This is a genomic window from Allobosea eneae (assembly GCF_042657265.1).
GTDB classification, from domain to species: domain Bacteria; phylum Pseudomonadota; class Alphaproteobacteria; order Rhizobiales; family Beijerinckiaceae; genus Allobosea; species Allobosea eneae.
Map to the genome: position 1 here is coordinate 122,213 of NZ_JBHSLW010000002.1, position 23,211 is coordinate 145,423.

General features: G+C 67.3%; 19 protein-coding genes. 4 read left to right on the forward strand and 15 right to left on the reverse strand.

Annotation, left to right across the window (positions count from 1 at the left end; translation table 11 throughout):
* Positions 1–3: 3 nt before the first annotated feature.
* From ACFPOB_RS00835 to ACFPOB_RS00845, 3 genes are read right to left on the reverse strand one after another with little or no spacing between them, the layout of a single operon-like run.
* Positions 4–840, reverse strand: coding sequence for a carbohydrate ABC transporter permease (locus ACFPOB_RS00835; protein WP_377795123.1), 837 nt, complete (start codon positions 838–840; stop codon positions 4–6).
* Positions 840–1,766: a carbohydrate ABC transporter permease gene (locus tag ACFPOB_RS00840; protein WP_377795124.1), complete on the reverse strand. Its 927-nt coding sequence runs from the start codon at positions 1,764–1,766 to the stop codon at positions 840–842. The genes ACFPOB_RS00835 and ACFPOB_RS00840 overlap by 1 nt, the downstream gene beginning before the upstream one ends.
* Positions 1,767–1,803: 37 nt before the next feature.
* Entirely contained in the window at positions 1,804–3,027 is a 1,224-nt protein-coding gene (locus tag ACFPOB_RS00845; RefSeq protein ID WP_377795126.1) for an extracellular solute-binding protein, read from the reverse strand.
* Positions 3,028–3,230: 203 nt separating this feature from the next.
* Between ACFPOB_RS00845 and ACFPOB_RS00850 the strand changes: the two genes are divergently transcribed.
* Positions 3,231–4,481: an ROK family transcriptional regulator gene (locus ACFPOB_RS00850; protein WP_377795127.1), complete on the forward strand. Its 1,251-nt coding sequence runs from the start codon at positions 3,231–3,233 to the stop codon at positions 4,479–4,481.
* Positions 4,482–4,506: 25 nt separating this feature from the next.
* Here ACFPOB_RS00850 and ACFPOB_RS00855 read toward each other — a convergent pair whose 3' ends face one another.
* The gene (locus ACFPOB_RS00855) at positions 4,507–6,054 is read right to left on the reverse strand and encodes a phospholipase D-like domain-containing protein (RefSeq protein ID WP_377795129.1); all 1,548 of its coding nucleotides are present in this window, start codon (positions 6,052–6,054) and stop codon (positions 4,507–4,509) included.
* Positions 6,055–6,284: 230 nt separating this feature from the next.
* Between ACFPOB_RS00855 and ACFPOB_RS00860 the strand changes: the two genes are divergently transcribed.
* Both ACFPOB_RS00860 and ACFPOB_RS00865 read left to right on the forward strand, forming a co-directional pair.
* Entirely contained in the window at positions 6,285–7,064 is a 780-nt protein-coding gene (locus tag ACFPOB_RS00860; RefSeq protein ID WP_377795157.1) for an endonuclease/exonuclease/phosphatase family protein, read from the forward strand.
* Between the two features lie 65 nt (positions 7,065–7,129).
* Positions 7,130–8,758: a gamma-glutamyltransferase gene (locus tag ACFPOB_RS00865; protein ID WP_377795130.1), complete on the forward strand. Its 1,629-nt coding sequence runs from the start codon at positions 7,130–7,132 to the stop codon at positions 8,756–8,758.
* Positions 8,759–8,955: 197 nt separating this feature from the next.
* Here the strand turns inward: ACFPOB_RS00865 and ACFPOB_RS00870 are convergent, their stop codons facing one another.
* The 6 genes from ACFPOB_RS00870 to ACFPOB_RS00895 form a co-directional block, all read right to left on the reverse strand.
* On the reverse strand, positions 8,956–10,542 hold the full coding sequence (locus ACFPOB_RS00870) for an ABC transporter substrate-binding protein (RefSeq protein ID WP_377795131.1): 1,587 nt from the start codon (positions 10,540–10,542) through the stop codon (positions 8,956–8,958).
* Between the two features lie 86 nt (positions 10,543–10,628).
* A complete protein-coding gene (locus tag ACFPOB_RS00875) occupies positions 10,629–12,122 on the reverse strand; it encodes an amidase (RefSeq protein WP_377795132.1) in 1,494 nt (497 codons plus the stop codon).
* A gap of 112 nt (positions 12,123–12,234) precedes the next feature.
* A complete protein-coding gene (gene lpdA / locus ACFPOB_RS00880; protein WP_377795134.1) occupies positions 12,235–13,632 on the reverse strand; it encodes a dihydrolipoyl dehydrogenase in 1,398 nt (465 codons plus the stop codon).
* Between the two features lie 16 nt (positions 13,633–13,648).
* Entirely contained in the window at positions 13,649–14,962 is a 1,314-nt protein-coding gene (locus tag ACFPOB_RS00885) for a dihydrolipoamide acetyltransferase family protein (protein ID WP_377795135.1), read from the reverse strand.
* Complete coding sequence (locus ACFPOB_RS00890) at positions 14,962–15,978, reverse strand: alpha-ketoacid dehydrogenase subunit beta (protein ID WP_377795136.1); 1,017 nt, start codon at positions 15,976–15,978, stop codon at positions 14,962–14,964. The genes ACFPOB_RS00885 and ACFPOB_RS00890 overlap by 1 nt, the downstream gene beginning before the upstream one ends.
* A 3-nt stretch (positions 15,979–15,981) precedes the next feature.
* Positions 15,982–17,214, reverse strand: a complete 1,233-nt coding sequence (locus tag ACFPOB_RS00895) for a 3-methyl-2-oxobutanoate dehydrogenase (2-methylpropanoyl-transferring) subunit alpha (RefSeq protein WP_377795138.1) — start codon at positions 17,212–17,214, stop codon at positions 15,982–15,984.
* Between the two features lie 210 nt (positions 17,215–17,424).
* Here ACFPOB_RS00895 and ACFPOB_RS00900 point away from each other — a divergent pair, with 210 nt between their 5' ends.
* Positions 17,425–17,925, forward strand: coding sequence for an Lrp/AsnC family transcriptional regulator (locus ACFPOB_RS00900; RefSeq protein WP_377795140.1), 501 nt, complete (start codon positions 17,425–17,427; stop codon positions 17,923–17,925).
* A 127-nt stretch (positions 17,926–18,052) separates the two neighbouring features.
* Here ACFPOB_RS00900 and ggt read toward each other — a convergent pair whose 3' ends face one another.
* From ggt to ACFPOB_RS00925, 5 genes are read right to left on the reverse strand one after another with little or no spacing between them, the layout of a single operon-like run.
* Positions 18,053–19,666: a gamma-glutamyltransferase gene (ggt, locus tag ACFPOB_RS00905; protein WP_377795142.1), complete on the reverse strand. Its 1,614-nt coding sequence runs from the start codon at positions 19,664–19,666 to the stop codon at positions 18,053–18,055.
* Positions 19,667–19,678: 12 nt separating this feature from the next.
* The gene (locus ACFPOB_RS00910) at positions 19,679–19,801 is read right to left on the reverse strand and encodes a hypothetical protein (RefSeq protein WP_377795143.1); all 123 of its coding nucleotides are present in this window, start codon (positions 19,799–19,801) and stop codon (positions 19,679–19,681) included.
* The gene (locus ACFPOB_RS00915; protein ID WP_377795145.1) at positions 19,798–21,450 is read right to left on the reverse strand and encodes an ABC transporter ATP-binding protein; all 1,653 of its coding nucleotides are present in this window, start codon (positions 21,448–21,450) and stop codon (positions 19,798–19,800) included. The genes ACFPOB_RS00910 and ACFPOB_RS00915 overlap by 4 nt, the downstream gene beginning before the upstream one ends.
* Entirely contained in the window at positions 21,447–22,265 is an 819-nt protein-coding gene (locus tag ACFPOB_RS00920; RefSeq protein ID WP_377795147.1) for an ABC transporter permease, read from the reverse strand. The genes ACFPOB_RS00915 and ACFPOB_RS00920 overlap by 4 nt, the downstream gene beginning before the upstream one ends.
* Entirely contained in the window at positions 22,262–23,206 is a 945-nt protein-coding gene (locus ACFPOB_RS00925) for an ABC transporter permease (protein ID WP_377795149.1), read from the reverse strand. Before ACFPOB_RS00925 ends, ACFPOB_RS00920 begins: the two co-directional genes overlap by 4 nt.
* Between the last annotated feature and the right edge of the window lie 5 nt (positions 23,207–23,211).

Sequence of the window (23,211 nt, forward strand, 5' to 3'; positions counted from 1 at the left end):
CAACTATCCCTTGAGCCCGGCGAGCACGACGCCGCGGACGATGTAGCGCTGCAGCAGCAGGAAGACGGCGAGCGTCGGGATCGTCGCCAGCGCCGCGCCGGTCATGATCAGCTCCCACTGGATCTGTGATTCGACCGCGAAGGAGGCGAGTCCGACCGGGAGCGTGTAGAGCTCCTTGCTGGTGGTGACGATCAGCGGCCAGATGAAGGCGGTCCAGTTGCTCAGGAAGGTGAAGATCGCCAGCGCCGATAGCGCCGGCGTCACCAGCGGCAAGGCGATGCGCCAGAAGATCGCGAACTCGTTGAGCCCGTCGACGCGCGCCGCCTCGAGGAAGTCGTTCGGCACCGTCTCGAAGAACTGCTTCATCAGGAAGGTGCCGAAGGCGGTCATCATGCCCGGGAACATGATGCCCCAATAGCTGTCGAGCCATCCGAAATTCTTGGCCATGACGTACCAGGGGATGACCAGCATCTCGGTCGGGATCATCAGCGTCGAGAGGATCGCCAGGAAGACGAGATAGCGGCCGCGGAACTGGAACTTGGCGAGGGTGTAGCCGACCAGGCTGTCGAAGAAGACGTTCGACAGGGTGACGATCGTTGCGATCGCCAGCGAATTCCAGAACCAGCGCAGGAAACGCCCGTCCGACAGCACGGTCTTGTAGTTGTCGAGCGTCGGCGCCGCCGGGATCAGGCGGAGGTCGTAGATATCGGCCGAATCCTTCAGCGAGGTCGAGAACATGAAGAGCAGCGGCGTCAGCATCAGGAGGCCGCCGGCGAGCAGCAGCAGCCAGGCCATGACGCGGCCGGGCGCGAAGCGCGGGGAGAGAGCGGCGCCGGTCATCAGCGATCCCTCAGCAGGCGCAGCTGCAGCAGCGAGACGCAGAGCAGGACGAGGAAGAGCACGACGGTCTGCGCCGCCGCATAGCCCATGTCGAAGGACGAGAATGCGGTCTGATAGATCATCAGCACCAGCGGCTTGGTCGAATTGAGCGGGCCGCCGGGATCGCCGCTGGTCATGTTGTAGACTTGGTCGAAGATGCGCAGGAAGCCGATCGAGGAGAAGACGACGAGGAAGATGATCGTCGGCTTCAGCAGCGGCAGCGTGATCTTCCGGAGGATCGCGAAATCGGAGACGCCGTCGATCCGCGCGGCCTCGTAATAGGTCGTCGGAATGGCGCGTAGGCCGGCGAGGAAGATCACCACCTGAAAGCCGAGCCCGGCCCAGATCGCCGGAGCCAATACCGCCGGCAGCGCCTGCGTGGTCGAGCGCAGGAAGGGCTGCTGGGCGAAGCCGAAGGAGGAGAGCAGGTCGTTGATCAGGCCGATCGGCACCGGCTGGTAGAACCAGCGCCAGACCCAGGCCATCGCCGTCGCCGTGGTCAGGAAGGGGAGGAAGTAGAGCGCCCGGATGAAGCCATGCATGAAGCGGACGCGGTCGAGATGATAGGCGATGGTGAAGGCGAGCACGAGGCTGAGCGGCGTGCCGATGATCAGATAGAGGAAGGTGTTGCGGAACACCTGCCAGAACCCCGGATCGGCCATCAGCCGCTTGAAATTCGCCAGCCCGACGAAGGCGGGCGAACTCATCAGGTTCCAGTTCGTGGTCGAGATGATGAAGGCCTCGACCGTCGGGTAGAAGCGGATCAGCCCGTAGAACAGGATCGGCACGGCAAGGAAGCCCCAGGCCCAGACCACCTGCTTCTGCTGCAAGGTGAGGCCTTGCCAGAGGCGCCCGCCGGAGCGGGCGACTTGGGTCTTGGCGGTCATGGCGCGTCCTGCCGTGCTGGTCCTCAGGAAACCGCGATCACTTCTTGTAGAAGCGGTCGAGGATCGCCTGCTCGGCCTTGGCGGCCTCGGCGAGCGAGGCCTTGGCGTCCTGGTTCTGGATGAAGACCCGGTTGGCCATGTCGAGCCCGACCTGGCGCTGCGCCAGCTCGTCGACGAAGACCGTCGCCTGCGAGTAGTTCAGCGCCTTGAGGAAGGGGCCGTAGATCGGGTGGGCGAGATTCTTCTCTGTCTCGGCGGCCGCCTTGCGGGCGGGGAGCTCGCCGACCATGTCGAGCCAGACCTGCATCGCTTCCGGCGAGGTGGTGAAGGCCATGAACTTCTTGGCCGCCTCGAGCTTGGCGCCGGTCGGCTTGGCGGTGATGGCGTTGACCCAGTAGCTGGCGAAGTTCGAGCGCTTACCGTCGGCGCTGGCTGGCAGCTCGGCCACGCCCCATTCGAAGGTCTTGATGCCGCCGAAGGCGCCGAGTCGGAAGGAGCCGTCGACCGTCATCGCGGCGCGGCCCGCACGGAAGGCGGCTTGGCCCTCGTCCATGAAGCCGGCCTGGCCCACCTTATGGACCCGTTGCAGGTCGGCATACCAGTTCAGCGCCTTGGCGCCAGCCTCGCTGTCATAGGCGACGGTCTTGCTGTCGTCGGAATAGGGCTTGCCGCCCATCTGGCGCAGCAGCACCTCGCGCCACCAGTGCAGGTCCTGGCCCGGCATGTCGATCACGGCGCCGGCGGAGAGCATGTTGCCGGCGGCGTCGCGCTTCACCGTCTTCTTGGCGGCCTCGAGATACTCGTCGAGCGTCTGCGGCGGCTTGTTCGGGTCGAGCCCGGCCTCCTGGAACAGCTTCTTGTTGTAGAACAGCGCCAGCGTGCGCACCGCGGTCGGCAGGCCGTAATACTCGCCGTCGCGCTTCATCGTCTGGACGATCGGATAGAACTCCTTCTCGATCACGTCGTGCGGGAAGGCGTCGCGCGGCAGCGGCTGGATGAATTTGGCGCCGACGAAATTGTCGAGCCAGCCATAATAGAGCTGGACCACGTCCGGCCCCTGGCCGGCCGGGACGGCGGCGGCGATCTTGGTCTGGTAGTCGGCATAGGGGAAGGTCGTGTGCTTGACCTTGATGCCGGGATTGGCGGCCTCGAAGCGCTTGATCAGCTCGTTCATCGCCTTGATGCGGGCGTCGAACACGTACTGCCAGTACTCGATCTCGACCGCCTGGGCCTTGGCGCCGGCGATGGCGCCGATCGACATGGCTATGCCCAGGACTAATCCGCGAAAGCCGCGCATGGGTCTTCCTCCCCGTCTCGTTGCGACGTCCGCCCGCATGCTCGCTCCCGGCTGCCGGACGTTCGGCGGGCATGCTTCCCCGCAGGCCGTCCCCTGTCAATAGATTAATTCACTTGAGTTTGATTAATGGCCGGCGCAGCCTGTGCGGACGAAAGAGGCTGCCCATCATGCCGCATCGCAAGACCCCGGCTGCGCCCAGCGTCGCCCTCGGCGCCAATCCCGAGCGGGCGCGCCGCCACAACCGGCGTGTCGTGCTGGAGACCTTGCGCCAGCATGGCCGGCTCGGCCGCTCCGACATCGCCAGCCTGACCCGGCTGACGGCGCAGGCGGTCTCGAACATCGTCGCCGAATTGCTAGAGGAGGGGTTCCTGGTCGAGCTGGGCCGCCGCCGCACCGCGCGCGGCCAGCCGCCGGTCGAGTTCGCGCTCAACGCCGATGGCGGCGTCACCGCCGGCATGGAGATCGCCGCCGACCACGTCACCACTGTGCTGGTCGACCTCACCGGCGAGGTCAGGGCGCAGCGCGTCGTGCCCCTGTCTGACCTCTCGGTCGAGGCGGTGCAGGGTCTGGCGACGGCGGAACTGAAGCGGGCTCGGGCTGGGAGGGGCGTGCCGGAACGTCTGCTCGGCTGCGGCGTCGTCATGCCGGGGCCGTTCGACTTCGAGGGCACGATCACCGTGGGCTCGACCGCGTTGCCGGGCTGGACCGGGCGCGATGTGACGGCGCTGATGAGCGAGGCGCTCTCAACATCGGTCACGGTCGAGAACGATGCGACGGCGGCTGCGGTCGGTGAGCATCTCTACGGCATCGGCCGCAATCTCCGGCATTTCTGCCTGGTCTATTTCGGGCTGGGCCTCGGTCTCGGATTGATGCTCGGCGGCGAGCCTTATCGCGGCGCCTTCGGCAATGCCGGCGAACTCGGCCATGTCCCGGCCGTGCCGCAGGGCCTGCCTTGCATCTGCGGTCGTCAGGGCTGTCTCGAACGCTATGTCTCGCCCTCGGCCCTGCAGGAAACGCTGCGCCAGATGGGCATCGTCCAGGTCGATGCGGCCGGCATCGCCCGGCTCCATGCCGAGGGCCATCCGGCGGTCGCGGACTGGATCGCCCGGGCCGGGCCACTGCTCGCGCCGGTGCTCGCGATGCTGGAGAACCTGTTCGATCCGGAGACGATCATCCTTGGCGGCGCCCTGCCCGATAGCGTCATCGACGCCCTGATCGTGGCGGCCGAGCCTCTGCCGCTTTCCGTCGCGAGGCGCGATGGGCGCGCCATCGCGCGCATCCAGCGCGGCACCACCGGGCAGCTCACGGCAGCGCTCGGCGCGGCCGCGCTGCCCCTCCTCGACGCCATCGCGCCGCGTCTCGTACGCAACCCGACGCTCGCCGAGCCGGCCGAGGCCGATCAGCCCGCCTTGGCGTAGCAGCTGGGCGAGCCTGTAAGCCGCTTCACAATTGCGATTCGATCGGCAGGAGGCGGACCAACGCCGCGGTGAGACGGCGGCCGAAACCGGCCAAAGGCTCTTGCAACAGGCGGCCGCCAGGCCGCGAGGCTTCGTCCCAGCAGACGCGGCCATGGTCGAGGCCGAGCCGGAAGGAGCAGTGCGGCGTGGTTTCCCGGGCGAAGATGTCGCGCATCTCGGCGACGAGGCCGTCATCGACCACGACCACGCCCATTTCGGTGTTCAGCGAGGCCGAGCGCGGGTCGAAATTGAAGGAGCCGATGAAGCCGGTGTGCCGGTCGACCGTGAAGGCCTTGGTGTGGAGGCTCGCGCCCTTCGAGCCGAAGAGCGAGACGCCGGCGGGCATCAGTTCCGGGCGCAGTTCGAACAGCCTGACGCCCTGTTGCAGCAGCCGTTTGCGATAGCTCGCATAGGCGCCATGGACGGCGACGACGTCGGTGGCGGCCAGCGAATTGGTGAGAATCGTGACCTCGGCCCCGCGCGCGACAAGGTCGGAGAGCGCTTGCAGGCCACGCTCGCCGGGGATGAAATAGGGCGAGGTGATCTGCAGCTCGCTCTGCGTCTCGGCGATCGCCCGGTAGAGCCGGCGTGCCAGCCAGCCCTGCGCCCCAGCGCCGACGGCTTTCTCCGGCGGGTCGGAGATGATCTGCACTTGCGCGATCCAGCGCAGTTCATCCAACAACTGGACGAGGGCTGCGCCGGCATCGAGTGTTTCGACCAGGCGCAGCAGAGCCTGTGCATTGGTGCGGTCGCGGCCAATCGAGGGCGCCGGCAGGCTCGGCAGGCGGCGTGCGATGGGGCGACTGAGCGAGGCGATCGGGACCGCACTCGGGCTATTCCAGAAACCATCGAAGATCACCGCGGCCTGCGAAACCGTCTCGCCGGCAACGAGCAGATCGAGATCGTGGAAGTTGCTGGCCCGTGCCGCGTTGAAATAGGCGTTGCCGATATTCCGGCCGCCGATGATGGCGAGGCGGCCATCGGCGATCCATGCCTTGTTGTGCATCCGGCGCGTCACCCGGAAGGCGCGTAGTGCCAGCTCCAGGCCGCGACGGATACCGTTGGAGCGGTTCCGGCTCGGGTTGAACAGCCGGACCTCGATATTGGGGTGGGCGTCGAGCGAGAGGTAGACCGAGTCGTTGCCGCGAGTGTTGATGTCGTCGATCAGCAGGCGCACGCGCACGCCGCGATCGGCGGCGGCGATGATCTCGCGCATGAGCAGGCGGCCGGCGGTATCCTTGCGCCAGTAATAATATTGCAGATCGAGGCTGCGGCCGGCATTGCGTGCGGTGAGAACACGCGCGGCGAAGGCGCGCGCGCCGTCAGCCAACAGGGTCGCGCCATTGAGATCGGGGTGGGCGGTCAGCAGCGGCGCGAGCGCCCGGTCGATCGGGGTCTGCGCCTCGGCGGGTGGCAGTGCATGCGAGTGCGGAGCGCTGGTGCGGCGGGCAAAGCGGCCATAGGAATAGGCGGCTGCGACCGCGATCAGCGCGATCAAGGCCAGGGCAGCGATCAAGACTTCGAGAAATGACATTCAGCGACTGCCGGAATTCCGTTTTTCCTATAACCCCTATCCTCACGAGTCGTTCGCTCAGAGCGGATCGAACTCCGGCGGCTTTCGGGAATTGATCATGGCAAGGCTCTTGCTAGGCTTTTTCGAGCTAAGAGCCCCGTGAGCGAATGAGTCGTCGTGGAGATGCCGGCCGGATGCTAGAGTTCGAAGGGCGCGGGCTGCGCCGGATCAGGGTGCTGCGGCCCCCGCAGATGTCGAGCTGGACGCGCGAGGCCGCAGGGCAGCAGGCGCTTGCCAGCACCTCGCCAGCGACCGAGCTCAAGGTCGCCTCCTATAACATCCACAAGGCCGTGGGGCGTGACCGCCGCTTCGATCCCAACCGGATCATCGAGGTGCTCCGGCAGATCGACGCCGACGTCGTGGCGCTGCAGGAGGCCGACCAGCGCTTCGGCGAACGCTCCGGGCTGCTCGACCTCGCGCGCCTCGAACGCCGCACGGGCCTGAAGCCGGTGCCGGTGCAGAGCGCCTGGCAGGGTCATGGCTGGCACGGCAATGTCGTGCTCTTCCGCGACGGCGCGGTCACCGCGACTCGGCAGCTCGTCCTGCCCGGCGTTGAGCCGCGCGGAGCGCTGATCGCTGATCTCACCGTCTGTGGCGCGCCGATCCGGGTGGTCGCGGCGCATCTCGGGCTGCTGCGCCATTCGCGCTCGCGCCAGGTCGAGACGCTGATCAACGCTTCGAAGCCGACGGATGGGCGCCCGATCTTCCTGATGGGCGACCTCAACGAATGGCGGATCGGCAAGAAGTCGAGCCTGCATGGGCTTGCGCCGAAATTCGGGCCGCTGCAGGCGGCGATCCCGAGCTTCCCGTCGCGCTTCCCGATCTGGGCGCTCGACCGCATCGTCGCCTATCCGGCCGAGACGATCACGCAGGTCGATCTGCACGACACCGAGCTGTCCCGGCTGGCCTCCGATCATCTGCCGATCAAGGCGCTGGTGCATCTGCGGGGCGAGGAGCGCCAGGCGCACTGAGCCGCACCGGTCGCGGGGCAGGCTTGAGGCATCCTCAAGTGACGTCCCGATGGGGGCGTGCCACGATGGCGCTCTCCCACACCGACCGGACCTCGCCGATGACAGCCCAGCCAGCACGTGCCTACCGCACCCAGAACTGGAGCCTGACAAAGCCGTCGGCACACGGACGCAAGGGCATCGTCGTCTCGCAGAACCATGAGGCCGCCGCCGCCGGCGCGGCGATCCTCGAAGCCGGCGGCAATGCCGCCGATGCCGCAGTCGCCACCGCTTTCGCCTTGGCGGCGGTCGAGCCCTGGAACAGCGGGCTCGGCGGTATCGGCTTCGGCGTCGTGCTCAAGGCCGGCGAGAGCCGGGCGCAGGTCGTCGATTTCGGCCCTGTCGCGCCGCGCCGCGCCGATCCGGCCGACTACCCGCTGACCGGTGCGATGAAGTTCGACCTGTTCGCCTGGCCGGAGGTCGAAGGCGATCGCAACATTCACGGACCGCTGTCCTTCTGCATTCCCTCCTCGGTTTCGGGCTATGCGACCTTGAAGGAGCGGTTCGGCACGAGCATGCCCGTTTCCGAGCTGCTTCAGCCCGCGGTCGCATTGGCCAGGCGGGGCATGGCGCAGGACTGGTACACGACGCTGAAGATCGCCTCCTCGGCCGCGGTGCTCAGGCTCTATGCGGAGAGCGCGCGCATCTACCTGCCGGACGGCCTGCCGCCTGTGCCGCCCTATCAGGGCGTGCCGGGCTTCCGGACGCTCGGCAATCTCGGCAGCACACTGGAGCATCTCGCCAAGGCGGGGCTCGACGATTTCTATCGCGGCGATCTCGCAAAGCAGCTAGCGGCCGACATCGCCGCCGTCGGTGGCGTAGTCGATGCACAGGATCTCGCCGATTGCCGCGCGAGCGTGCGCGAGGCGCCGGTAATCGACTGGCGCGGCACGCATCGCATCCACACCGCCGGCGGCTTGACGGCGGCGCCGACCCTGCAGGCGGTGGTCGAGGGCATGGCGGGAAGCCCGCCGCCGGATGGCGGTCCGGACTCGGCCTGGTTCGTCCGGCTCTCGCAGGTGATGCGCGAAGCTTACGCCACCCGGCTCGAAGGCTTGGGCGCGGCGCAAGCTGCGAAGGAGCCGGGCGAGACCTGCACCACCCATCTCACCGTCGTCGACGGCGAGGGCACCATCGTCGCGCTGACCACGACCTTGCTGTCCTCGATGGGCAGCCGCCTCGTCCTGCCCGACACTGGCGTGCTGATGAACAACGGCATGATGTGGTTCGATCCACGCCCGGGCAGCGCCAATGCGATCGCGCCGGGCGCCCGGCCCCTGTGCAATATGTGCCCGGTGGTGGTGACGCCGGCAGATGGCGGCTATCCGCGCTATGGCGCCGGCGCCTCCGGCGGGCGGCGCATCCTTGCCAGCGTCTACCAGATGCTGGCCTTCACCCTCGACAGCGGGATGACCCTTGAGGATGCGGCGCATCAGCCACGCATCGACGTTTCCGGTCCCGACGGCACCAGTGCCGATGCCCGCCTGCCCGAGGGCACGCTCGATGCGTTGGCTGCCGTCGGCCCGCTGACGGTGGTCGAGCACGGCGTGCTGCCGCTCAACTTCGCCTGCCCGAACATGGTGCGGAGCGGGCAGGACGGGCAAGAAGGCATCAGTGATGCCGCCTCGCCGTGGTCGGCGGCGGTGGCGGCGAATTGAGGCGTTCGAACCGCGCGGGCAGAACCCCTCTCCTGTAAGGAGAGGGGCAGGGGAGAGGTGTTCGGACTGGAAACGTTGGCCTGAACCCAACCGCGCGGTCAGGCTGCGCGAAACTGGTCGAACGGCCTACACCTCACCCTACGCTCTCCTTACAGGAGAGGGTTCCCGCGCTTTGCTGGTGGGAGCGCTGAGTTGCCTTACCCCCGCTTCAGCCCCCAAGGATACGGCGCCGAGCCCGGCAGCATGCCGGTCAGGCCCTTGCGATAGGCCGTCTTGATCACGAACTGGCCGAGCGGGATGGTGGCGCATTCCTCCAGCGCCAGCCGGCCGAGCGCGACCGCCACCTGCTTCTGCTTGGCCTCATCCGGCGCATAGAGCCATTCCTCGGCCATCTCCTCGGCCTTGGCGTTGGTCCACCAGCCGAACCAGCCCTTCTCACCCGGGCCGCGCACGAGGTTGGACAGGGCCGGATTGCCCCAGCCGACCGCGGCGCCAGTGGTGTGGAAGATGCTCCAGCCGCCCTTCTCGACCGGCTCGCGGCTGTTGCGGCGCTGGATCACCGTGCCCCAGTCGCTCGCCGCCATCTCGACATTCATGCCCATCGACTTCAGCAGCTCGTAGGTGACGTCGCCGAGCGGGCCGATATCGGGGAAGTCGGTCGGGTTGATGATGACGACCTTCTCGCCGTTGTAGCCGGACGCCTTCAGGGCCGCCTTGGCCTTGTCGAGGCTCTGCGGCATCAGGTCCTCAAGCTCGCCGGTATAATAGGGCGTGCCGCGCCACCACAGGTTTCGGCAGAGCTGCCAGGCGGTAGTGTCGTCGCCCTGCGACGCGCGCATATAGTCTTCCTGGTTGACGCCGAGGCGAACGGCGGCGCGCACCTTGGGATTGTTGAAGGGCGGCTGCAGATGGTTCAGCCGCATGATCGAGCCGCGGCCGTTCTTGTCGATGACCTCGCGGACGACGTCGGAGCTTCTGGCCAGCAGCGGCTGGAGATCGGCGAGCGGGCGCTCCCACCAGTCGATCTCGCCCTGGATCAGGGCCGCAGCCGCCGTCGCCGGGTCGGGCAGGATGTGCCACTCGATCCGCTTGAAATGCGCGACCTTGCCGCCGGCATTGCGGCTCGGCGGCTCGCTGCGCGGCTTGTAGGCCTCGTTCTTCTCGTAGACGACGCGGCTGCCCGAGACATATTCGCTGGCGACGAATTTGTAGGGCCCTGAGCCGGTCATCTCGGTGACCTGCTTGGTCGCCTCGGTCTTGGCGAGGCGCTCCGGCATGATGAAGGGCGGGTTGTCCGCCTTGGCCATGCAGTCTAGCATCATCGGGAAAGGCCGGATCAGCTTGATCTCGATGGTGCGCTCGTCTGGCGCGCCCCAGGCCTCGACGGCCTTGATCAGGAGCTGGCCGTAGGGGTCGCGCTGGCACCAGCGCTTCAGGCTCTCGATGCAGTCGGCCGGGCGGACCGGCTGGCCGTCATGGAAAGCGAGCCCCTCGCGCAGCTTGATCTTCCAGACCTTGCCGTCGGCCGAGATCTCGTGGCCCTCGGCCATTTGCGGCTGCGGCTTGAGATTGAGGTCGCCGCCATAGAGCGTGTCGAAGACGTAATAGCCGTGATTGTTGGTGACGGTCGCCGTCGTCCAGATCGGATCGAGCGAGGTGAGATTCGCCTGCGGCGCCATCTTCAGCATGGTCGCGCTCGGCGCCTGTGCCATGGCCTCACGGGCGAGCGCTGGAGCGAACAGGGCGGCAGCTGCCGTGCCCTGCAGGAACTGACGACGCTTCATATGGTCTCTCCCCTCTTATGATTGGATCGTGCGACTACAAACTTCGTTCGTCCTGTTGTTGTGGCTTGGAAAACTGCGTGCTTCGGCTAGTCGAAGCCGAGGAAATTCGGGCTGTCCGCGAGCCTCGGCGCGGCCTTCAACCTGGCGATATCCGGCACGGGGCGCGCCGTCAGCGGATCGCCGGCCAAGAGTGACTCGAGCGCCGCCGCGACGGCAAGCACCTTGGCGTCACCGCCGCGCGGGCCGACGATCTGCAGGCCGAAGGGCATGCCGTTACGGTCGAGCCCGACCGGCAGCGAGATGGCGGGGTGGCCGACGATCGTCACCGCATAGGCATTCGCCAACCAGTGGAAATAGGTCCGCGTCGGCTTGCCGTCGATCTCGGCGGGATAGAGTTCCGACCAGGGCCGCGGCGACAGCGTGATCGCCGGAGAGAGGATAACGTCATAGGTATCGAAGAAGCGCTGCCACTCATGGTAGAGCACGGTCTGCTGCTTGAGGGCGCGGGTGATGTCGAGCGCGCTGTAGCGCAGGCCTTCCTCGACATTGGCGCGGACATTGGGACCGACCTTGTCGGGCGTCCTGGTCGCGCGGTCGTGATGGCTGGCGAGGAAGGAGACGGCGCGCAGCACCTCGAAGCTCTCATCGGTGCCGGAGCAATCTGGTGTCGCCTCGTCCACCCGGCCGAAGACCTTGCTGAAGCGGCCGACCTTGTCGGCAAAGACCTCGCGGATGTGCTTCTCGGTCGGGGCGAAGCCGAAATCCGGGGTGAGCGCGACCCTCAGCGAGGCGAGATCGCAATGGTCCGGCCGCGCGAAATCCTCAGGCCGCCTGACCGTTCTGCCATGGATCGTCGTCGCCAGCGGGTCGGCGGCGTCGTCGCTGACCATGGTCGAGAGCAGAAGGCAGAGATCGGGCACGGTACGCGCCATCGGGCCGAGCACCGGAAGCGGGTTCCAGCCGAGCGGACGCTTGTCGCTCGGCACCAGCCCCGGCGTCGGGCGGAAGCCGACGATGCCGTTGAAGGCAGCCGGGTTACGCAAGGAGCCGCCGGTGTCCGAGCCGGTGGCGATCGGCACCATATTGGTCGCGAGCGCGACGCCCGAGCCGCCGGAGGAGCCGGCGGCCGAGCGCGAGGGATCGAACGGGTTGCCGGTGACGCCGTAGACGGCGTTGCGGGTATTGGCGCCGGCGCCCCATTCCGGCGTGTTGGTCTTGCCGACGATGACCGCGCCCGCCTTGCGCACGGAGGCGACGATGCCTTGATCCTGCGTCGGGACATGGTCGGCGAAGAGCGGGCTGCCATAGGTGGTGCGCAGGCCCGCGACATCCTCAAGATCCTTGATGCCGATCGGCAGGCCATGTAGCGCCGGCAAAGCGTCGCCGCGCATCGTGGCGGCGTCTGCCGCCTTCGCCGTGGCGCGGGCACGCTCGTCGTCGCGCGCGACCATGGCGTTGACGGCAGGATCGACGGCGTCGATCCGGGCGAGGCAGCTTTCGAGCAGCTCGGTCGCCGAGAGCTTCTTCTCGCCGATCAGGCGGCGGGCGGTGACGGCGTCGAGATCGCAGGGTTCGGTCACGGCTGAAGGCTCCGGCAGTCAAGGCGGGTCCATCCTGACCCGTCCTGCCAGTCGAAGCGGCGAGCGCTGCTGCGTCAACCCTCGCCGGGTTGAACCCCGGCCTGCGTTCGCCTCAGATGTGCAAGGCGTGGCCGAGCGCCTTCAGCGCCGATTCCTGGAAGGCCTCGCCCAAGGTCGGATGCGCGTGGATCGTGCCGGCGACGTCCTCCAGCCTCGCCCCCATCTCGATGGCGAGGCCGAAGGCGGCGGAGAGCTCCGAAACGCCCTGACCGACCGCCTGGATACCGAGAACGAGATGGTTGTCGGCCCGGGCGACGATGCGGACGAAGCCGGCCTCGCCATGGCGGGTCATGGCGCGGCCATTGGCCTGGAACGGGAAGAGCCCGATCTTGGTCTCGTAGCCGGCGTCCTTGGCCTCCGCCGGCGACAGGCCGGCCGAGACGATCTCGGGATCGGTGAAGCAGATCGCCGGGATGCAGGCCTTGTCCCAGATGCGCGGCTCGCCAGCGACGATCTCGGCGACCATCTCGCCCTGCGCCATGGCGCGATGGGCCAGCATCGGCTCGCCGGTGACGTCGCCGATGGCGTAGATGCCACGCATCGAGGTCTCGCAGCGCTCGCCGATGCGGATGAAGCGCCCGTCCATGTCGAGCACGAGTTCGTCGAGACCGAGCTTGGCCGTTGCCGGCGCCCGGCCGACCGTGACCAGGATCTTGTCGGCCGGCAACTCGCGCTCCTTGCCGTCGGCCGTCTCGATGCGCAACCCGTCGCCCTTGGCTGTCTGGCCGAGCGCCTTGGCCCCGAGCAGAACCTCGACGCCGAGCGCCGACAGGCTCTTGGCGATCGGCGCGGTCAGTTCGGCATCGTAGAGCGGCAGGATCTTCTCCTGCGCCTCGACGACGGTGACCTTGCTGCCGAGCTTGGCGAAGGCGGTGCCGAGCTCGAGCCCGATATAGCCGCCGCCGACCACGACGAGGCGCTTCGGCAATTCGGCCAGCGCCAGCGCGCCAGTCGAGGAGATGACGTTGCCGCCGAAGGGCAGGAAGGGCAGCTCGACCGGGAGCGAGCCGGTCGCGATCACGATCGTCTCGGCCTTGATGATCTTCGGGCCGGTCTCGGTCTCGACCGCCACCGTCTTGCCGTCGCGGAAGCGGGCCTGGCCATGGACGATCTTGACCTTGGCCTTGCGCAGCAGACCGGCGACGCCGTTGTTCAGCCGCTGGACGATGCCGTCCTTCCAGGCGACGGCCTGCTTCAGATCCAGCTTCGGCTCGGCGGCGGTGAGGCCGAACGGCGTCTTGCCGGCGGCGACATGGGCCGCCTTCTCGAACTCCTCGGCGACATGGATCATCGCCTTGGACGGGATGCAGCCGATGTTGAGGCAGGTGCCGCCCAGCTTGGTACTCTCGACGATGACGGTGTCGATGCCGAGCTGTCCGGCGCGGATGGCGCAGACATAGCCGCCGGGGCCGGCGCCGATGACGAGGAGCTTGCAGGTGATGTCGGTCATGGCTCGTTCCCGCCGCTCACATGTCCACGAACAGCGTCGCCGGCGTCTCCAGCAGCTCTTTCAGCCGCTGGACGAAGACCGCCGCGTCCCAGCCGTCGATGACGCGGTGGTCGAAGCTGGAGGAGAGGTTCATCATCTTGCGCGGCACGAAGGTGGTGCCGTCCCAGACCGGGCGGACCATCATCTTGTTGACGCCGACGATCGCGACCTCGGGATGGTTGATCACCGGGGTCGTGGCGATGCCGCCGAGCGCGCCGAGCGAGGTGATGGTGATGGTCGAGCCGGTGAGCTCGTCGCGAGTCGCCGAGCCGTCGCGGGCCCGTTCCGCCAGGCGCGAGAGCTCGATCGCGCAGCCCCAGAGATCGCGCGCTTCGGCATGCTTGACCACCGGCACCATCAGACCGGACGGCGCCTGGGTGGCGATGCCGATATCGATGCCGGCATGCTGGTGGACGACGCCGGCTTCGTCGTCATAGAGAGCGTTGAGATTGGGCTGCTCGCCGAGCGCCTTGACCATCGCCCGCATCAGGAAGGGCAATATCGTCAGCTTTGGCCGCTCGGCCGTCGGCTTCTTGTTGAGCGCGGCGCGCAGGTCTTCGAGAGCGGAGACATCGACCTCTTCGACGATCGTGATGTGCGGGATGCGCGACTTCGACAGCGCCATCTTCTCGGCGATGCGGCGGCGCAAGCCCACGATCTTGACGTCTGTGATTCCTGTCCTGGCGACGAGCCCGCCCTTGGTCGGAGCCTCGGGGCCGCGCAGGATGAAGGCGTCGAGGTCCTCATGGGTGACGCGGCCGGCCGGGCCGGAGCCCTGGACCTGGCGCAGGTCGATGCCGGCCTCGCGCGCCTTCAGCCTGACGGCCGGAGAGGCTAGCGGCTTCTCGCCGACCGGGCGGCGCGGCGCCGGTGTTGTAATGACCGGGGCCGGGCGGGCCGGAGCCGCGGGCTTAGGCGTCGGCAACTGCCTGGGAGCGGGCTCCGCAGCTGCGACCGGTGCGGCCGGAGGAGGCGCAGCAGCAGGCTTTTCCTTCGGAGGCTCGGCAGGCGCCTCGGCCTCGGCCGGCGCCTCGCTCGCGGCGCCATCACCCGAGACCTTCAGCTTGACCAGCGCCGAGCCGATCGCGACGGTATCGCCGATCTCGGCGCCGACCCAGGTGACCTCGCCCTCGACGGGGGAGGGGATTTCGACGGTTGCCTTGTCGGTCATCACCGCGGCGATAAGATCGTCCTCGCGCACGATGTCGCCGACCTTGACGTGCCACTCGACCAGCTCGGCCTCGGCGATGCCCTCGCCGACATCGGGCAGCTTGATGATGCGCTCGGCCATCAGCGTGCCTCCATGATGTCGCGCAGCGCCCGTCCAAGACGGGCGGGGCCGGGGAAGTAGTCCCATTCCTGGGCGTGCGGATAAGGCGTGTCCCAGCCGGTGACGCGCATGATCGGCGCCTCCAGATGGTAGAAGCAGTGCTGCTGGACGAGCGCGGCGAGCTCGGCGCCGAAGCCTGACGTCAGCGTCGCCTCGTGCAGGACGATGCAGCGGCCGGTCTTCGAGACCGAAGCCACGATCGCGTCGAGGTCGAGCGGCAGCAGGGTGCGCAGGTCGATGATCTCGGCGTCGATGCCGGTTTCCTCGGTGGCGGCCTGCGCGACATGGACCATGGTGCCGTAGGTGACGATGGTGACGGCCGAGCCCTCGCGGCGGATCGCCGCCTTGCCGAGCGGGATGGTGTAGTGGCCCTCCTCGACCTCGCCGAGCGCGTGCTTCGACCAGGGCGTGACCGGACGGTCGTGATGGCCGTCGAACGGTCCGTTGTAGAGCCGCTTCGGCTCGAGGAAGATCACCGGATCGGGATCCTCGATCGCCGCGATCAGCAGGCCCTTGGCGTCGCGCGGATTGGACGGCACCACCGTCTTCAGCCCGGAGACGTGGGTGAACAGCGCTTCCGGGCTCTGGCTGTGGGTCTGGCCGCCGAAGATGCCGCCGCCGGTCGGCATGCGGATCACCATCGGGCAGGTGAAGTCGCCGGCCGAGCGGTAGCGCAGGCGCGCCGCCTCGGAGACGATCTGGTCATAGGCCGGGTACATGTAGTCTGCGAACTGGATCTCGACGCAGGGGCGCAGGCCATAGGCCGCCATGCCGATCGCGGTGCCGACGATGCCGAGCTCGCTGATCGGCGCGTCGAAGCAGCGGTTGACGCCGTATTTCTGCTGCAGGCCGTGGGTGCAGCGGAAGACGCCGCCGAAATAGCCGACATCCTCGCCATAGACGACGACGTTGTCGTCGCGGCCCATGGAGACGTCGAGGGCGGAGCGGATCGCCTCGATCATGGTCATGCGGGGCATACTTTAGACTCCGATCTGCTGGCGCTGGCGGCGCAGATGCGGCGGCAGCTCGGCATAGACGTCCTCGAACATGTCGCGCGAGGAGGGCTTGCCGCCGGCATGCAGCGTGCCGAAGCTCTCGGCTTCCTTCTGCGCGGCGATGACGGTTGCCATGATCTCGGCATCGGCCTGCTTGTGGCGCTCCTCGGTCCAGGCGCCGATCGCGATCAGGTGCTGCTTCAGCCGCACGATCGGGTCGCCGAGCGGCCAGTCGTCGGACTCATGCTTGGGCCGGTAGGCGGAGGGATCGTCCGAGGTCGAATGCGCGCCGGCGCGATAGGTGACGTATTCGACCAGCGTCGGCCCGAGATTGCGGCGGGCCCGCTCGATCGCCCATTGCGCCACGGCATAGGTGGCGAGGTAGTCGTTGCCGTCGACGCGCAGGGCCGGGATGCCGAAGCCGAGGCCGCGCGCGGCGAAGGTGCCGGAGCCGCCGCGCGCAATGCCCTGGAAGGTCGAGATCGCCCACTGGTTGTTGACGACGTTGAGGACGACGGGGGCCTTGTAGGTCGAGGCGAAGACCAGCGCGGCGTGGAAGTCGGATTCGGCGGTCGAGCCGTCGCCGACCCAGGCGGCCGCGATCTTGGTGTCGCCCTTGATCGCGGAAGCCATCGCCCAGCCCACCGCCTGGATGTACTGGGTGGTGAGGTTGCCCGAGATCGAGAAGAAGCCGTTTTCCTTGGAGGAGTACATCACCGGCAATTGCCGGCCCTTCATCGGGTCGCGCTCGTTCGAGTAGATCTGGCACATCATCTCGACGAGCGGATAGTCGTGCGCGATCAGGAGCCCGGCCTGGCGATAGGTCGGGAAATTCATGTCGCCCTTGCCGAGCGCGATGCGGAAGGCGCAGCTAACCGCCTCCTCGCCGGTGTGCTGCATGTAGAACGAGGTCTTGCCCTGGCGCTGCGCCATCTGCATGCGGGCGTCGAAGGCGCGCAGGGTCAGCATGTGGCGCAGGCCGCGGATCAACTCGTCCTTGGAGAGCTCCGGGACCCAGGGGCCGACCGCCTCGCCCTCGCGGTTGAGCACGCGGATGATCGAATAGGCGAGGTCTCGGATTTCCTTGGGATCGACATCGACCGGCGGGCGCTGCACCGAGCCGGCCTTGGGGATCACGACATGGGAGAAGTCGGGTTTTTCGCCGGGGCGGCTGGCGGGGACGGGAACATGGAACCGAAGCGGTGAGGGGTCTGTCATGTCCACGCTCCCTAGGCTCTCGCTCTACCCAGCATTCCGCGCCGCGATGTTGGCCGCAAGGCGCGTTTGCAGGCGCGCCCGTCTGGGCGCAGTCCTTATGCGGGCATATTAGGGTTGCAGATCATCAAGTTCTTGCCGAAATGGCCTTGAGATTGAGGCATAGTCAGAGGATTATTCTGCAAAATCAGAGATTGACGGAAAATTCATTCGATGGCGATCAAGGCACGGCGTGGCGAGGAACTGGATGCGATCGATCGGCGCATCCTCTCCGCCCTGAACGAGGACGGGCGGCTGACGATCAATGCGCTGGCCGAGAAGGTCGGCCTCTCGCCCTCGCCGTGCTGGACGCGGGTGAAGCGGCTCGAAGAGAACGGCGCGATCGAGAAATATGTCGCGGTGCTCAACCACCGCGCGCTCGGCCTCGACAATGTCGTCTTCATCGAGATCACGCTCGACAAGCATGACGACAAGCTGCTCGATAGCTTCGGCGAGGCGCTGACGCGGATTCCGGAGGTGGTCGAGGCTCATCTCGTCACCGGCGACTATGACTACCTGGTCAAGGCCGTGGTCAGCGGCACCGAGCACTATGAGCGCTTCCTGCGCGAGAAGATCTACCGCCTGCCGGGCATGCGGCAGTCGCGCACGACCTTCGGCCTGCGCACGCTGAAGCGGGCGATCTCGGTCGACCCGCTGCAGATCGCGCCGGTGTGAGGCGGTCAGTTCTGTTCGTCATTGCGAGCGCAGCGAAGCAATCCAGGGGGGACGTAGAGCTCTACGTCCCTCCTGGATTGCTTCGTCGCTGGCGCTCCTCGCAATGACGATTGGCTCGCCGGCTGATCTACCCCGGCACCGAGATCGCCATGCCGTCGCGCTGCGGGTCGGCGCCGCCGGTGGCGAGCCCGTCCTCGATCTTGACACCATGGAGCGCGGCGAAGGGATAGCTCTGGGCCGAGCGCTTGACGTCATAGCCCTGCGCCTTGAGCTCGGCTTCGACGCTGCGGCGGATGCGGTTCGAGATATCGATGGAATTCGAGACGCCCATGACGCGCGGCGCCGCCACCGCCTCCAGCATCGACATCTCGAAATCGATGACATTGCTGATACCTTGCGCCATTGCCGGGGCGATATAGCTGCCGCCCGGCGCGCCCATGACGATGAAGGGCTTGTCGCCCTTGAAGACGATGGTCGGCGCCGCCGAGGAGGAGCGGCGCTTGCCGGGCGCGATCGAGCCGGCGCGGCCGGGGCGCGGGTCGAAGCGGCTCATCGTGCCGTTGTAGATGAAGCCGAGCCCCTCGGTGATCGCGCCCGACGGGCTGCCGAGCGTATGGGTCAGCGCCACCGCATTGCCGTGGCGGTCGACCACGGTGACATGGGTGGTCTCGCGCGAGGATGAGCGCTCCAGCCGCTTCACATCGGCGCGCTCGCCGCGACGGATGCTCTCGGCTTGGCTTGCCGCATGCTCCCTGGAGATCAGGTGCTCGACGGGCACGTCGACATAGGCCGGGTCGCCCATGAACTGGTCCTTGTCGATGGTCATGCGCTTCATTGCCTCGGCCAGCAGGCGGACATGCTCGGCGCCGCCGTGGGTGAGCGAGCCGATGTCGAAGGCCTCCAGCATGTGGAGGATCTGCAGCATCGACATGCCGCTCGCCGGCGGCGGCGAGGTCGAGATGCGGTGGCCGCGATAGGAGCCCCAGATCGGCTCGGCGACCGAAAGCTCGTAGCGGGCAAGGTCCTCACGCGAGATCAGCCCGCCATGCGCCGCGAAGTCGGCGGCGATCTCCTCGGCAAGCTCGCCATGGTAGAACAGGTCGGCGCCGCCTTTGGCGAGCCGCTCCAGCGTGTTGGCCATGTCGGCGTTGACGATGATGTCGCCCGGGCGCTTCGCGCTGCCGTCGGGGCGGAAATACAGAGCCTTGCCGGTCTCGCTGTAGCGCAGCTTGTCCGAGGTGTTGACCTGGCCGGAGCCGCTCTGGTCCTGGGTCCAGAACCAGTGCATGTGCGGGCGCACCAGCACGCCCTCGCGCGCCTGCTTGATCGCCGGCGCCATGACATCGGCCCAGTCCATCGTGCCGAAGCGCGACAGCACATAGTCATAGCCCTTGACGCTGCCGGGCGTGCAGACGGCGAGATGGCCGAATTCGTTGATGCCGCCCTCGAGCAGGAAGGCGAAGCCGTCGCGCGACTGGCCGCGCAGTTTGTCCTGCCACATGTCCGGCTTCGCCGAATAAGAGGCGCGGGCATAGAACTCGACGATCTCGTGCACGCCCCTGCCGGGCATGTAGAGCTGCATCGAGCCGAAGCCGCCGATGCCCGACATCAGCGGATCGGCCACCCCCTGCATGAAGGCGCAGGCGATCGCCGCATCGATCGCATTGCCGCCACGCTCCAGCACGGCGGCGCCGGCTTCTACCGCTTCCGGCTGCGGGGCGACGATCATTCCGTTCTTCATGGCGAGGGCTCTTCAGTTTGCATTGGACGTGCCGTCATGGACGGGCTTGTCCCGACCATCCACGTCTTTGCTGGTCGAGGGCGTGTTCAAGACGTGGATGCTCGGCACAAGGCCGAGCATGACGGCTTTCGTCATGCTGTCTCCGGCTCCGCCAGCCTCCAGAACAGCCTCACCCCGCCATCCTCCATGCTCTCCAGCCCGGGCACGGCCGAGAGCAGCTTGCGGGTGTAGTCGTGCTGCGGCGCATCGAAGATCTGATCGCGTGTGCCTTCCTCGACGATGCGGCCATCCTGCATGACGACGACGCGGTCGGAGACCTGCTCGACCACGCCGAGATCATGGCTGATGAACAGGCAGGAGAAGCCGTGCTTCTTCTGCAGTTCCGCGAAGAGCTCCAGCACCTGCGCGCGGACGGTGACGTCGAGCGCCGAGACCGGCTCGTCGGCGATGACGAAGCTTGGCCTGCGGATGATCGCGCGGGCGATGGCGACGCGCTGGCGCTGGCCGCCGGAAAGCTCGTGCGGATAGCGTTCGGCGAAGCCGTCGCCGAGGCCGACCTCACCCAGCACCTCCTGCAGGCGCGCCTTCCTCTCGGCCGCGCCCATGCCCTTGATCAGCCGCAAGGGCTCGCCGACGAGCTCGCCGATGGTCATGCGCGGATCGAGCGAGGAATACGGGTCCTGGAACACCATCTGGCAGTTCAGCCGGTAGTCCCAGAAGGCGGCGTCGCTCCTGTCGATCGGCTTGCCGTTGAAGCGGATCTCGCCGCCGCTCGGCTTGAGCAGGCCGGCGATGGCGTGGCCGAGCGTGGACTTGCCGGAGCCCGAGCCGCCGACGACCGAGACGACCTCGCCGGGCTTCACGTTGAGACTGATGCCATGGAGCGCCCGCTTGCCCTGCTCCTTGCGGAAGAAGCCCTGGCGGCCGCCATAGTCGACGACCAGGTCATCGACCGACACCAGCGGCGTCGCCGCCTCCGGCAGCGCGCGCGCCGGCTCGCGATGCGGCATGGCGGCGAGGAGCTTGCGTGTATAGGGATGCTGCGGCCGGGCGAGGATATCCTCGCTCTTGCCGTGCTCGACGACATCGCCCTGGCACATCACGACGATGCGGCTGCAATAGCGCGCGACCATGCCGAGATCATGCGAGATCAGGAGTACGGCGGTGCCGTTCTCCTTGGTCAGGTCGACCATCAGCTCCATCACGTCGCGCTGGACGACGGCGTCGAGCGCCGTGGTCGGCTCGTCGGCGAGCAGCAGCGCCGGCTTCAGCAGCATCACCGAGGCCAGCATGATGCGCTGGCGCATGCCGCCGGAATACTGGTGCGGATAGGCGTTGAAGGCGCCCTCGGGATCGCGGATGCCGACGCGCCGGAGCATGTCTAGGATGAGCTCGCGCCGGCCGGCGGCGTCGAGCTTGCGATGCAGCGCGAGGCCCTCTTCGAGCTGGCGGCCGATCAGCATCGACGGGTTGAGCGAGGTCATCGGCTCCTGGAAGACCATGCCGACCTTGGCGCCGCGGATCGCCCGCAGACGCTTTGGCGCCAAGGTCGTGACCTCCTCGCCGTCGAAGCGGATCGAACCGGAGATCAGGCGCACCGCCGGCGGGATGAAACCCATCACAGCGCGGGCGGCGAGCGTCTTGCCGGAGCCGGACTCGCCGACGATGCCGACGATCTCGCCGGGCGACACCGAGAAGCTGACATCGTTGACGACGGTGCGGCCACTCGCGCCGATCCGAAGGGTGAGGCCGTCGACCTCCAGCAATGGCTTGGTGGAGGTCATCGCGCACCCCTCATCCGCGGGTCGAGCTTGTCGCGGAGCGCATCGCCGAGCAGGTTGATGCCGAGCAGGGTCAGCGAGATGCAAAGGCCCGGGAAGATGCCGAGCCAGACGGCCTGGCCGATATAGGGCCGTGAGCCCGCCAGCATATTGCCCCAGGTCGGAGCCGGCGGCGGCACGCCGAGGCCGAGGAAGGAGAGCGAGCTCTCGGCCAGCAGCACCCAGCCGAACATCGAGGTCGCCAGCACGGTCAGCGGCGCGATGCAGTTCGGCAGGATGTGGCGGGCCATGGTGAAGCCCTCGGAATTGCCCATCACCCGCGAGGCTGAGATGAATTCGCGTTCGCGCAGCGACAGCACGGTGCCGCGCACGATGCGGGCGACCGAGGGCGCATAGGCGATGCCGAGCGCCAGGATGATGCCGTATTTGTTGGCGCCGACCACGGCGAGCAGGCCGAGCGCCAGGAGGATGCCGGGGAAGGCGAGCAGCGCGTCGTTGAAGGCCATGATGGTGCGGTCGACCCAGCCGCGGACATAACCGGAGAACAGGCCGATCATCGTGCCGAGCGACACCGCGAGCGCGACCGTCAGCAGGCTGATCCAGACCGACGTCGCGGCGCCCGCCATCAATCGCGAGAGCACGTCGCGGCCGAATTCGTCGGTGCCGAGCCAGTGCATGGCTGAGGGCGCGGCGAGCTTGGCCCGGAAGGAGAGCCGCAAGGGGTCATAGGGCGTCCAGACCGAACTGACCGCAGCAACGAGGACGAGGAAGCCGATCAGCGTGCCGCCGACCAGGGCGTTGGGAGCGGGGAGCCTCATTGCGCCGTCACCCTTGGATCGAAGATCGGATAGCAGAGGTCGATCACGAGATTGACCAGCACATAGGTGAAGGCGACGAAGAGCATGCAGCCCTGGATGACGGGATAGTCGCGGGCGAAGATCGAATCGACCAGCAGGCGGCCGAGGCCGGGGATGGTGAAGACCGTCTCGACCACCGCGATGCCCCCTAACAGATTGCCGAGGACGAGGCCGATCAGCGTCCAGGTCGGCCCGAAGGCATTCTTGAAGGCGTGGTTCCAGAGCACGGCGCTTTCGGCAAGGCCCTTGGCTCTCGCATGGGTGATGTAGTCGAGCCGCAGCACTTCCAGCGTCGAGGCGCGGGCCATGCGCAGGATCACGCCGATCTCGTGCAGGAACAGCGTCATGATCGGCATGATGAGGTAAAGGATGCCGGCTATGGGATTCTCGGCGATCGAGACATAGCCGACCACCGGCAGCCATTCGAGCTTGAGCCCGAAGAACAGCAGCAACAGGAGGCCGAGCCAGAAGGTCGGGATCGAGAGCAGCAGCGTCGCGACCGCGACGAGGCTGAGATCGAGCGACGAATCCTGCTTCCAGGCGGCAAGCACACCGGCCGGCACCGCGACCAGGCTGGCGAGCGCGACCGCGACCAGAACGATCTGCGCCGAGATCCAGAAGCGCTGCAGGATCAGCGGCAGCACCGCCTGCTGCGAGTTGATCGATTGGCCGAGATCGCCCTTGAGCAGGTTGCCGAACCAGATGCCGAACTGGACGGGCAGGCTCTGGTCGAGACCGAGCCTTGCCTGCAGGTCGGCGATCGAAGCGGGGGTCGCCAGATCCCCCAGCATCAGCGAGGCCGGATCGCCCGGGATAAGCCGGATCAAGCCGAAGACCGAGACCGACACGATCAGCAGCGTCGGCACGGACATGAGAATGCGCATCAGCGCGAAGCGCAGCATCGGTT